Source organism: Streptomyces sp. SM1 (genome assembly GCF_002910825.1).
GTDB lineage: Bacteria > Actinomycetota > Actinomycetes > Streptomycetales > Streptomycetaceae > Streptomyces > Streptomyces okerensis.
Window position 1 is genome coordinate 1 of sequence record NZ_NEUB01000715.1, and the last position, 11,425, is coordinate 11,425.

General features: G+C 70.3%; 11 protein-coding genes and 2 pseudogenes. 3 read left to right on the forward strand and 10 right to left on the reverse strand.

Features of this window, described 5'->3' with window-relative positions; all coding sequences use genetic code 11:
* A partial coding sequence (locus tag B9S61_RS20355; RefSeq protein ID WP_107499713.1) for an IS3 family transposase occupies window positions 1-736 on the reverse strand: 736 nt, incomplete at its 3' end.
* Window positions 737-740: 4 nt separating this feature from the next.
* The gene (locus B9S61_RS43510) at window positions 741-1,082 is read right to left on the reverse strand and encodes a transposase (RefSeq protein ID WP_103543526.1); all 342 of its coding nucleotides are present in this window, start codon (window positions 1,080-1,082) and stop codon (window positions 741-743) included.
* A gap of 212 nt (window positions 1,083-1,294) precedes the next feature.
* On the opposite strand from B9S61_RS43510, the gene B9S61_RS43300 reads away from it, so the two are divergent.
* The 3 genes from B9S61_RS43300 to B9S61_RS20375 all read left to right on the forward strand — a co-directional run bounded on the left by B9S61_RS43300 (window position 1,295) and on the right by B9S61_RS20375 (window position 4,070).
* Window positions 1,295-1,555 carry a hypothetical protein gene (locus tag B9S61_RS43300; RefSeq protein WP_181007452.1) on the forward strand — a complete coding sequence of 87 codons (261 nt, stop codon included), beginning with the start codon at window positions 1,295-1,297 and terminating at the stop codon, window positions 1,553-1,555.
* 311 nt (window positions 1,556-1,866) lie between these two features.
* Complete coding sequence (gene uppS, locus B9S61_RS20370) at window positions 1,867-2,586, forward strand: polyprenyl diphosphate synthase (RefSeq protein WP_103543551.1); 720 nt, start codon at window positions 1,867-1,869, stop codon at window positions 2,584-2,586.
* Window positions 2,583-4,070, forward strand: coding sequence for an oxygenase MpaB family protein (locus tag B9S61_RS20375; protein ID WP_103543545.1), 1,488 nt, complete (start codon window positions 2,583-2,585; stop codon window positions 4,068-4,070). The genes uppS and B9S61_RS20375 overlap by 4 nt, the downstream gene beginning before the upstream one ends.
* A 90-nt stretch (window positions 4,071-4,160) precedes the next feature.
* On the opposite strand, the pseudogene B9S61_RS20380 reads toward B9S61_RS20375, so the two are convergent.
* From B9S61_RS20380 to B9S61_RS20415, 8 genes and pseudogenes are all read right to left on the reverse strand, one after another.
* Window positions 4,161-4,557, reverse strand: a pseudogene (locus B9S61_RS20380) (DNA-binding response regulator); the annotation flags it as partial.
* Window positions 4,558-4,565: 8 nt separating this feature from the next.
* Window positions 4,566-5,480: pseudogene (locus B9S61_RS20385) on the reverse strand (MMPL family transporter); the annotation flags it as partial.
* 57 nt (window positions 5,481-5,537) lie between these two features.
* Window positions 5,538-5,897 carry a DUF1330 domain-containing protein gene (locus tag B9S61_RS20390; RefSeq protein WP_103543546.1) on the reverse strand — a complete coding sequence of 120 codons (360 nt, stop codon included), beginning with the start codon at window positions 5,895-5,897 and terminating at the stop codon, window positions 5,538-5,540.
* Window positions 5,898-6,226: 329 nt separating this feature from the next.
* Entirely contained in the window at window positions 6,227-6,760 is a 534-nt protein-coding gene (locus B9S61_RS20395; RefSeq protein ID WP_103543547.1) for a GNAT family N-acetyltransferase, read from the reverse strand.
* A 117-nt stretch (window positions 6,761-6,877) separates the two neighbouring features.
* Window positions 6,878-7,819, reverse strand: coding sequence for a DUF2071 domain-containing protein (locus B9S61_RS20400; protein WP_219819936.1), 942 nt, complete (start codon window positions 7,817-7,819; stop codon window positions 6,878-6,880).
* A 143-nt stretch (window positions 7,820-7,962) separates the two neighbouring features.
* On the reverse strand, window positions 7,963-9,141 hold the full coding sequence (locus B9S61_RS20405) for a Cmx/CmrA family chloramphenicol efflux MFS transporter (protein WP_103543549.1): 1,179 nt from the start codon (window positions 9,139-9,141) through the stop codon (window positions 7,963-7,965).
* Between the two features lie 483 nt (window positions 9,142-9,624).
* The gene (locus tag B9S61_RS20410; protein ID WP_258039755.1) at window positions 9,625-11,016 is read right to left on the reverse strand and encodes a GNAT family N-acetyltransferase; all 1,392 of its coding nucleotides are present in this window, start codon (window positions 11,014-11,016) and stop codon (window positions 9,625-9,627) included.
* Between the two features lie 105 nt (window positions 11,017-11,121).
* Window positions 11,122-11,425: transposase (locus B9S61_RS20415; RefSeq protein ID WP_146064897.1), on the reverse strand; the 304-nt coding region annotated here is incomplete at its 5' end.

Genomic DNA, 11,425 nt, shown 5'->3' on the forward strand with positions numbered 1-11,425 from the left:
GCAGTGTCTCGCGTTTGAGGGCCGCGTTGAACGACTCGGCGAGTGCGTTGTCCGCGCTCGCGCCGACCGCGCCCATGGACTGTGTGACACCCAACTCGGCGCAGGCGACAGCGAATTCGCGAGACGTGTACTGCGCTCCGTGATCACTGTGGAAGACGGCGCCGGCCAGGCTGCCGCGGACCCAGGCGGCCGCCCGGAGCGCGTCGGTGACCAGCGAGGTGCGCATGTGATCGGCGATCGACCAGCCCACCAGACGGCGTGAGAAGCAGTCGGTCACCGTCGCCAGGTACAGAAACTCGCCGTCGCCCACCGGCAGGTAGGTGATGTCGCCGACGTACTTCGTGTTCGGCGCACTCGCGGTGAAGTCACGATCCAACAGATCCGGCACCGGCGTGGCGGACGGTTCGGGCACCGTGGTGACCTGGCGCTTGCGCAGCCGCAGCCCGGCGATACCGAACTTCCGCATCACCCGCCCGACACGTTTGTGGTTCACGTGCTCACCGTCCTCGCGCAGCTCGGCGGTGATCCTCGGGCGGCCGTAGGTGCCGTCCCACTCGGTGTGCACGGCCCTGATCCGCTCGGCGAGAGCGGCGTCGGCCCGCTCGCGTGCGGCACGGGCCTCGCGGCCCGCCCGCCACTTGTAGAAACTGGAGCGCGCGACCTCCAGCACGTGACACAACCGCTTCACGCCCCAGGCGCGGTGGTGGTCCTCGATGAACTGGAAGCGGTTGATCACCAGGTCATCTCTTGTGCGAAAACTTCGTAGCCTTGCGGAGAATGTCACGTTCGGCGGCGAGCTTGTGCATCTCCTTGCGCGCTGCCGCCAGCTCCCGGCGCAGGGCCTCGTTCTCGACCTGAAGCTCTTCGGCCGTCGGCGGGGAATCCACCGTGCTCATCTCCGTGCTCGTGCTCGTCCTGCTGCCACCGCCGTGGCGGGCCCGTTCGGCCCGTACCCGGTTACGCAGCGTCTCGCGGCTGATCCCCAGATCCTTGCCGATGCCCTCGAAGGTGTGGCTCGGGTCCGACAGGTACAGCGCGACAGCGTCCGCCTTGAACTCGGGCGAGTAGACCTTCATCACCATAAGAGATCCCTCCTACCCGGCCCCTGCCGGGGCCGGGCTCAGAGGTGTCCACCACTCGGGGACAGGTCCCACGGACGAGCCGTCCGAGGTGTTGGCGGGATCATGACGCTGAAGCAGCCGGCCCCGGAGGCCCAGGTGTCGACCCGGAGAGTCGAAACGTGACCCAGGCCGATCCGGCACGGCGGCGCTGCACGGAGCCCAGGGCAACACCCATGACCGGTGTCGACAGCGGAGCGATGATCATCGCGCCGACCACGGTGGCCGTCGAATCCGTGAGCACCCCGATCGCCGCGATGGCCGAGGACAGCGTCAGCGTGATCCAGAAGGCCGAACGTTTCAACGTGGTGTCCCGGACGACAGTTGCTGAGCACGGGCCCGAATCAACCGGGGACGCCCGGGCCGCCGAAGCGCGACGTCGACTTCTGCACAAGACGGTTCACCCACCGGGCGTACGGGGCCGCCGATCACGGTGACCAGAAGGGAGCCGTCCGACACCATCGTGCCGGGACTCGGACGTACGAGCCAAGGGTGATGGTCCCCCGTATCGGTCTCTCGGGGACTGCCCGTGCTGCGAGACTCCCGGCAGGCGACGCACTGGTGGGGGCGCGGATGAGGCGGGGTGAGTGTGACCGAACTCGGCACGACCGACAGCACTGTTCCGGACGGGGTGGGGCCGGGCGCGACAGATCGAGGCGTCCCGGACGAAGGCGGTGCGACGGCGGACCGGCCGTGCCGGGAGCGTCAGGACGACGAGGTGGGTGGTCCGCCGCGGGGTGACGGAGCGGTGCGTGCGGTACCCCGGCACGTGGCGTGTGTGATGGACGGCAACGGCCGCTGGGCACAACGGCGTTCGCTGCCACGCACGGAGGGCCACCGGGCCGCCGAGGCCACCGTCATCGACATCATCGAAACGGCCCGGTCCGCAGGCGTCGGTTGGCTCAGCCTGTACGCCTTCTCCACCGAGAACTGGAACCGGCCCGGCTCCGAGGTCGACTACCTCATGCGCCTGGTCCGCCGGGTCGTGCGGAAGCACGCGCCGCTCCTGCTCGCGCGCGGCGTCCGCTGCCGCTTCCTCGGGGCTGCCGACCCGCGCATCCCCCGTGAACTGTCCCGGGACTTCGACGACCTGACGACGCTCACCGGCGACAACCGGGGCATGACGCTGACCGTGGCCTTCGACCACGGCGGGCGCCGGGACATCGTCGAGGCCGCGCGGTCGCTGATCCGCAGCGGGACGCCCGTGGACGAGGTGACCGAGCAACTGTTCGCCGAGCACCTGCCGTTCCCCGACACCCCGGACGTGGACCTCGTCATCCGTACCTCCGGCGAGCAGCGCATCTCCAACTTCATGCTCTGGAAGGTCGCCTACGCCGAGTGGGTCTTCCCCGAACAGCTCTGGCCGGACTTCCGGGCCGCCGACTTCCTCGCCTGCCTGCACACCTACCGGTGCCGCGACCGCCGCTTCGGCGGCCTGCCGCCCGAGACGAACGGAGAGCCACGATGACGACCGGAACGACCGGCGTGACCCCCACAGGCACCACCCCACCGGCCGACGCGAACCCGCTGTTCGGGTCCGATTCCCAGTTCCGCGCCTTCTTCGACGACCCGCGCTGGGCGCTCGCCATCATCCGGGCGACCGTGCTGGAGGCGGCCCACCCGCAGATCGGCGCCGCCCTCGCCGACAACTCCACCTTCGTCGCCCACCCCTGGCGCCGGCTCCGCAACACCTTCCTCAGCATGCGCCGCATGTTCGGCACCGAACCCGCGGTGCGCGAGCGGGAGGCGGCCCGCCTCAACCGGCTGCACGCCCGCATGAGCGGCTCGGACTCCCGGGGCCGACCCTACGACGCGATGGACCGCGCCACCCGTGCCTGGGTGGTCGCCACCCTCTTCGAGAGCGCCGTCACCATGTGCCGGCTGAGCGGCCAGCCCCTCGACCAGGACGCGATGGAACGGATGTACGCCGAGTACCGGGCGTTCCTGGCCGCCCTCGACGGGGACGCACGTGAACTCCCGGAAGAACTTGCCGACTTCTGGCCGTACTTCGACCAGGTCGTCGAGAACGAGTTGGAGAACACCGAGGCCGCCCGCGTCATCCTCTACCGGCTCTTCGACCACCTGCCAGCCCCGGCGCTGCTCGACGGCGCGCCGACGCTGTGGGCGGCAGGCCGGGCCGTCGTCGGACCGCTTCTCGGCGCGATCACCGTCGCCTCGCTCCCCGAGGCGTACCGGCGCCGGGCCGGCCTGCCGGAGATGCCCGGCGCCCAGACCCTCATGCAGGGCGCCTACCTCACCGCGGGCCTGGCCCGCTTCCTGCCCGAGGGCTGGCTCAATGCCGAGAGCGTCATCGAGCTCCTCTCCCTCCCACCAGGGAGCGACGACCCCCGCGCCCGCACCGTGACCGCCCTGCGCGGCCGCATGAAGCGGGCATCGGCCCTGCTGCGCCTCCTCAGCCCACTGGGCGGCGACCCCGGTGCGGAACCGGCGTCCGCGGCGGACACGGGGGAGGGGCGGCGCTCGGCGAACGAGTTCTTCCGCCAGGTTCTGGACCAGACCGGCGACGGCCACCTCGACTGGCCCGACCTCGCCGCCATGGCCCGGGAACTCTCCACCCGCCTGGACCTGGACGAGCCCGAGGAGACCCGGCTCTACGACGCCTTCGCCGCCTGGTGGCGCGAACTCCAGGCCGCCCTCGACACCGACGGCGACGGCCGTGTCAGCGCCGACGAGTACGCCGCCGCGGTCCCCTCACTCGCCGGACCCGCGCTCATCCGCGTCGCCGAGGTGCTCTTCGACGCCACCGACAAGGACGGCAGCGGAACCATCGACGCGGAGGAGTACCGGACCCTCTTCCGCACCGCCTTCCACCGCGACCTCACCACTGGTGACGGAACCTACGGCCGGAGCGCCTTCGTGAGCGACTTCCTCTCCTTCATGTCCGCGCGCCGCACGAGCACCCCGTACGACCCCCTCCTCACGGACGCCTGAGAGACCGTCCGGTCCAACGAGTCCCCGGGCGATGCCGGTGAAGGCGGGGGAGCGGCAGCCCCGGTGTTCGGCCGAAGTGCCCGTGCGTGGTCAGGGCGTGGGCGGAGTCACCTGCACCAGGCCTGTCTGATAGGCGATGACGACCAGCTGGGCGCGGTCGCGGGCGCCCAGTTTCGCCATCGCGCGGTAGATGTGGGTGCGTACGGTCAGCGGGCTGAGTGTGAGTGTCTCGGTTTAGCGTTCGCGAGCCGTGAGGTCCGACAGATGTCGTGCGGACACGACCCGCGTGCCGGGGGCGGGTGTCATGAGGAAGTTCGCGATGAGGGTGCGGGTGGCGGCGGGGGACAGGAGGGCCTCGCCGGAGGCGATCGTGCGCAGGCCGGCGAGCAGGGTAGGTGTCGGTGGTGACGTCCTTGCCGGGGAAGCCGCTGGCACCGGCGTGCAGGGCCCGGGCGACGTAGTCCTCGGTCTCGAAGGTGGTCAGGAGGCCCAGTTGTTCCGGGTGCCCTGCTCCTCGATCCGTCCCTCCCTGCGGGCCCGCCGCGTGAGAACGGCGTTCGGCCAGAAACCGAGGAGCGCCGGGACCAGAGTCAGGGCGATCAGCACGGCGACGGTGACCGCGCCGGCCGCGGCCAGGCCCATCTTGGTGAGCATCGGGATACCCACCACCGCCAGTCCGGCCAGCGCGATGACCACGGTGAGCCCGGCGAACACCACCGCGCACCCGGCCGTGCCGACCGCGCACCCGGCGGCCTCTTGCGGCGCACGGCCCTTGGCGCGCTCCTCGCGGTAGCGGGAGACGACGAACAGGGCGTAGTCGATGCCGACCGCGAGGCCCAGCATCATCGCCAGGATGCTCGTCGTCGCGGACAGGTCCAGTGCGTGGGCCAGTGCCAGGATGCCGGCCAGGCTGACCCCGACGCCGATCAGGGCGGTCAGCAGCGGCAGCCCGGCCGCGGCGAGCGAACCGAAGGTGACCGGCAGGGGGACGACGGCGGCCACGGCGACACCGATCAGCTCGGCCGCCCCGCCCGGCCCGCCGCCCCCGTTCAGGGCACTTCCGCCCACCTCGACGGTCAGTCCGGCATCCCGAGCGCCGTGAACCGCCTCCCGCAGCCGGTTCCTGCTGTCATCGGTGAGTTCCTTGGCCCCGACCTCGAAGGTGACGGTCGCATACGCCGTCCGACCGTCCCTGCTCAGCGTCTTCGACCGGAACGGGTCGGACACGCTCACGACTTGCGGGCCCTCTGCCAGGAAGGCCACGCTCTTCGCGACGGCCCGCTTGCTCCCGGGGGCGGTGATCTGCTCCCCGCTCGGCGCGACGAACACGATCCGGGCGGTCGCACCATCGGCAGCGGTTCCGGGAAACCGCTGCTCCATCAGGTCGAATGCCTTCTGGGACTCGATCCCCAGCGGCCGGTGCCGCGGTAGCCGCCGTCGGCTCCGTGACTGTCCGTCGCGGTTGAATCACCAAGGGCTGGTCGGTTGGAGTACGGCCTCGGTCAATGCCCGGGAGCGCAGGCCGGTGATCTCCTGGTACTCGGGGTCAGCCACCATGCTGCTGAACGCCGCGCGATCGGGATAGCGGACGAGCAGTACCGCGTCCCAGGCCTGCCCGTCCTCGGCAACCAGAGGAGTGCCGCCGTCGCCGGCGTAGAGCAGTTCCCCTCCGTACCGTTTCAGGAAGGCGGCCGTCCGTCGTGAATACTCCTCGTAGGAGGCGCGGCCGTCCGGAGCGAAGCGCAGCAGGTTGAGCATGACGACGGGACCACCAGGATCCTCCGCCATCAACCGTGCGAGATCGACTCCCCGAGGATCGACGGCCATGAACTCCTCCTTCTCGTGGTGGGCGGCGCTCCGGCCCCGGTGGGGGAGGTGCCGGGCAGAAGTCTAGAGGTGACGGGCCCCTTTCGCATACCGTCTGGTCGGTCTCCTCTTCATTTGCGCCGGGGCGGCCGGACAAGGGCGTCTCTTGGACCACCGGTCCACGCGGGTCCTGGGGCGTCACCGGGCACGGTGCCCAAGACGCTCGCTCCCTTGCGTGGCTCAGCGGGGGAGCCGCAGATACCGCTGCTCCTCACTCGACCCGGCGCGCCGGACCCCCCGGTCCCGCGGCGCTGGATCAAGGTGGCGGGCGGCTCGCCGGCTGGGCCGGTTCAGGCCTGGAACTCCGTGAGGTCGATGGCGTGGACGTGCAGCGGGTAGCCGTACACCGGGTGTGCCGTCTCCCGCTCGAGCACCATGCCGAGCTTGCGGATGACGTTCTCCGAGGCGTTGTCGCCTACCCGGCTGATACTGACGACTCGGTCGAGGCCGCGGTCCTGGAGCGCGAACTCCAGTGTGGCCTGGGCGGCTTCGGACGCGTAGCCCTGGCCCCAGAACTGTGAGCCGAGCCGCCAGCTGATCGCCACGGCGGGCATCACGTCCGGCAGGAACTCGGGCACGGACAGTCCCGTGAAGCCGATCAGCTCGCCCGAGGCCAGCAGCTCGACGGCGAAGAGTCCGAACCCCTCCTCGTCCCACTCCTCCTCCCACCGCTCGATGTCTTCGGCGGTGTGGTCCAGGTCGCGCACCGAGCCGTCGTCGATCCAGCGCATGACCTGCGGGTCCGCGTTGATGTCGGCCATCGGCGCGAGGTCGTCCTCGTGCCAGTCACGGAGGAGGAGGCGGGGTGTGCGGATGTCGGCCATGCGCCCATCTTGCCGAAGATGTGCGCCGCAGGGTTAATCCGGCGCGGGTCCGGGCTGCCGCTCCGCAACCACCGGGCACCAGGCCGACTGCGCGGCGTAGCGTGAGGGCAGCATCCGTCAGATCGGGTCGTGCTCCTCCGTCTCGAAGCGAAACCTCACCACGGGTACCAGAAACGCGAAAGGTTCGGCGCCGCAGACCAGGGCGTCGGCCGCAGCGGAGACGACCGCTCCGGTGAGCGCTTTGCACGCTGCCACAGGGATGCCCAGGGAGATCTCCTGCCGGGTCACCTGCCCGTGCCATGGCTGTACCGACAGTGCACGGTCCTGGGGGACGCAGTAGGCCAGCATCTGCGCGTAGTCGGAGAATGCGTCGCGCCACGGGCCGTCCGTCGGCCATCGGGGCAGCGGACAGAGGTGGGCCTCAGCGTCCGGCGCGGTGCCGTGCCCCGGATCCAGGAGCAGGTCGACGCGGCCGTCCTCCGAGGTGACCAGCGATGCCCGTTCGGGAACGTGCATCGGCAGCGCCTCGGCTGCCATGCGGGCGCCGAGGGCGTGAGAGGTGCGATCGATGGCGGTGCTCAGGAAGTAGACCCCCATGGCACCGGTGCGACGGTGGCGTACGTACACACGCCAGTTGCTCTGCAACGGCGAGGGCAGCAGCCGTCGCCACCGGCCGAGCAGCGCCGGCCCCAGGTGCCCGTGGCGGTAGGTCAGGAAGGTCACCATGGCCCGGTCAGCGGCCTCACCTATGCGTTGCAACTCCAGGCCTGGAGGGATCAGCGGTGCGATGCGCTCGGCATCCACCACGTAGTTCACATAGACGACGTCCGTGATGTCACTGACGAACGCCACCGACGGAGTGTGCTCGCCCACAGCCCGCAGCAGTCTGCTGTTGGCCACCCAGTTCAGCGGTGCAGTGAGCCGGCCGCCCGGGTGGACCCAGGGCGCGTACCGTCCGTATCCGCTCTGCTGACGAGTACGACGCAGCGTCTGTTCGGCAGCCCAGGTCGCTGTGCAGGCCGCGAGGAGCAGACCGGCTGCGACAGAAAGAGCGAGCATGAGGAAGAGTATGGCCATCGCGGGGGAGGAGCCGTGGGCAGGGGCCGCGCAGGCCCTTGACCACGGCAGGCGTCACGGCACCCTCCACAGGCGCTCGACGAGCCTTCGGCGTCCCTCGGCGGTCGAGGAAGCGTCCGCATGCGTCACTGGAGAACCTCGGTACGTCGACCGGCCGCGACCACAGCGCGGAGGGGGAACGCGATGAGCAGCGCGACAGCGACGAGGACGCAGCTGGCCCAGAGCGGCCCCAGGTTCCCGGCCGGGGTGCTGAGGGTGGCAGCGGCGATGAGGGGGCCGGCGGCAGCTCCGACGTTGAGGGCCGCGGTCGCGTAGGAGCCGGCCATGGTGGGGGCTCCCGCGGCCTCGTACAGGACCCGCGTGATCAGTGTGCTGCCCAGCGCGAACGAGAGCGCGCCCTGCAGGAACACGAGGGTGAACAGGGCGACCGGCTCGTCGGCCAGCAGCGCCAGGGACGGCCAGCCGATGAGCAGCAGCGGACCACCGGTTGCGAGGACCGGACCGGGGCGCCGGTCGGACAGCCGGCCGGCGACGGTGACCCCGAGGAGGGAACCGGCACCGAAGAGCACCAGCACGACGGAGATCCACAGCTCGCCCAGCCCGGCGGTGCCGGTCACCACGGGGGCGAGGAAGGTGAAGCTTGCGAAGGTGGCCGCGTTCACCAGCGCGCCGAGCAGCATCACCGCAATCAACGCCGGCCGTGTGAGCTGGGCCAGTTCCCCTCGCAAGGTCGGCCCGCCAGTCGTCTCTGCCTGCTCACGTTCCGTCGGGATCCCTTTCAGGACGCCGAGGGCTGCGGGCAGACACAGGGCGGCGACAGCCCAGAACGTGGCTCGCCAGCCGAGCAATGTGCCGAGTACCGACCCACCGGGGACACCGGCGATCGTGGCGACCGTCGTGCCCGACAGCAGCACGGCCAGCGCACGTCCCTTCTTGTCGGGTGGGACCAGCGCGGCGGCAGCGGTCAGAGCGACCGCGAGGAACCCTGCGTTCGCGAGCGCGGCGACGATCCGGGTGGCGATCAGCACCGGAAAGCTCGCGGTGAGTGCGCCCGCGACGTGGGCTGCGGAGAAAGCGAGGATGAACCCGAGAAGGCTGGAGCGCCTGGACCAGTTGCGGGCGAACGCGGCCACCAGGGGGGCGCCGACGATCATGCCGACCGCGAAGGCCGAGGTGAGCACGCCTGCCGTCCCGACGGTGACGTCGAGATCCGAGGCGAGGTCCGGCAGGAGACCGGAGAGCATGAACTCCGAGGTGCCCATGGCGAAGACCGCCATGGCAAGCAGATACAGCGGGAGAGGCATCGAGTGGCTCCGAGGTGAGGAGAGGTACGAGAAGGTCATCTCGTCACCGCGGCCGGCCCCGGAGGCACACGCGTCCCACCACAGGATGCGGTGCGACGGCAGGGCTACGAGCTCAGTGGTCCAGGGGGCTGACGGCGTGACCGGAAGCCCCCACCGTGTCTGACTCAGGACTCGACATGGCCCGCACACTACCCGGCCGATGCCCGCCGAGGCACCTCGGTTTCACCAGCATCAGCCTGTGTCACAACGCCATGGCCCGCAGCAGCCTGGAGCCTGCCACCTTGCTCCGTTCACCGGTTGACCGGATATCCCCGTCCGCTCCCGTGACCGAGCAGGGCGGTTGGCGGGGTCCGGTCATGAGGCGGGCGCCGGGTGGTGCACGCGGGCAAGGTGCCGGGCGGCGAGGCGTACGGCCCCACCGCTCCGGGTCCCGACGAGGGCCTGTCGTGAACCGCCCAGTACACCGCTGGGACATCGACGGGCTCAGAAGCCGAAGGAGTTGTGCGGTTCGGGGTCGGTGCGGAACATCCGGGTCAGTCGTCCGGTGGCGCCGTCGGTGTGCTGAGTGATGTGTCCCGCGTACGCCAGGTGGCCAGCCGACATACCGCCGAGGTAGAGCGAGCTGAGCGCGGGGAGGGTGATGGTCAGGTCTGCCGGTGCGTCGGTCGCAACGCACGTCACGGCGCTGTCGTCTGCCGTCACACGCCATGTCCCGTTGTTGGCCGGGCAGATCCGGTCGTCGGTGATACTGAACGTCAGTTCGCCGGGCGTGTGGTACGAGCGTTGCGTCAGGGCCCGAGGGACGTCGAGAAGACGTGCCCAGAGGTTGTCCGTCTCGCGGGTGATGCGCATCGCCCGCGGGTTCGTGAGCATCCGTCGCAGGGGTTCGTCGCGCGGACGGCCGGGCGCGACGACCGTTTTGGTGAGGTCGAAGTCGATCAACAGTCCCCACAGCGCACGGTAGGCCACGGGGTTCGTCGCCTCGAGGGCCTGCACCACGAGCGTTCCGGCACGGTCCCTGGTCGCGGACCACGGCAGGCGGAAGTTGGCGATGCCGTCCACATCGCCGTGACGGTCGCGGTGGGCGAGAAACCGGAGCGGTCCGTCTGTACCGACGGCTTCGTCGGACAGTCCCTCCCAGTGCCGCGGGGGAGGGCTGAGCTCCCCGACGCGGCGGGCCCGCATGCCCGCATGCACCCGAGGCCAGGCCTTCCTCGCCTGCACCGCGTCGATCAGCTCGAGCGACCCGGAATCAGGTTCCGCGGGAAGGAGCGCCGCTTCGTGACGGGTCAGCTCCCACCGGGTGCGATAGGTCGCGGGCGAGAAACCGAACCGCCCGTAGATGCTTCCCTCGCTGGCGCTGAGCATCGCCAGCGGCTCGCCGCGCTCCAGGGCCGCAGCGAACATGGCTTGTATCATCCGCCGCAGGTGACCCCGCCGGCGATGTGCCGCGATGACTCCGGTAGCAGTGACGCCCGCCATCTTCGCCGATCTCCCGCCGGGGACCGTCACCTCGAAGGAGATGGCCGCCGATCCGCCGACACACCTGCCGTCGACGAATACCGCGATCGGATGGAACGAATCGTCCGCGGTGTCGGCTGCGGCCAGCTTCTCGAGCTGCTCGGCGCTCGCCGGCGGGCGTTGCGCGGGCCACGGCTCCGGGCCACCGTGCCAGGCGGCGTCCGCGGGCTCCCAGTGCGGCAACCCGTTGGCGAACGGCAATGTCCGGTAGTACGCAGCCATTTCATCCCGCCGCGGAGGGCGGACCTCGGTCACCATGCCGGACATTGCATCCACCACCCGCACAGGCGAGCAACCCGTTTTCGACCGTCGCCCGCACGTGCTGTGCCCTCTCGTCGGCTGAAGCGCCGGCACAACTGCTCCGTTGGAAATGCTGTCTCGAGGTAAGCCGGGGGGGTGCCTCTATGTCCTTCGTCAAGGCACCCTTGTCGGGTTTGGGGTGGTTCGGTGTTGCTGGGGTTATGCGGCGAGCTCGACGTCTTTCGGTGTCCGGGGTTCGTAGAAGGTGCCGTCGCGGAGCATGGCGAACAGGACGCTGATGCGCTGGCGGGCGAGGCGGAGGAGGGCTTGGGTGTGGGTCTTGCCGCGGGCTCGCTGGCGGTCGTAGTAGGTGCGGGAGGCCGGGTCGGCGTTCATGCAGGCGAAGGCGGACAGGAACATCGCCCGTTTGAGTTGCCGGTTGCCGCCTCGGGGTGCGTGTTCGCCGTGGATGGAGGTGCCCGACTGCTTCGTGGTGGGGGCCAGTCCGGCGTAGGAGGCGAGG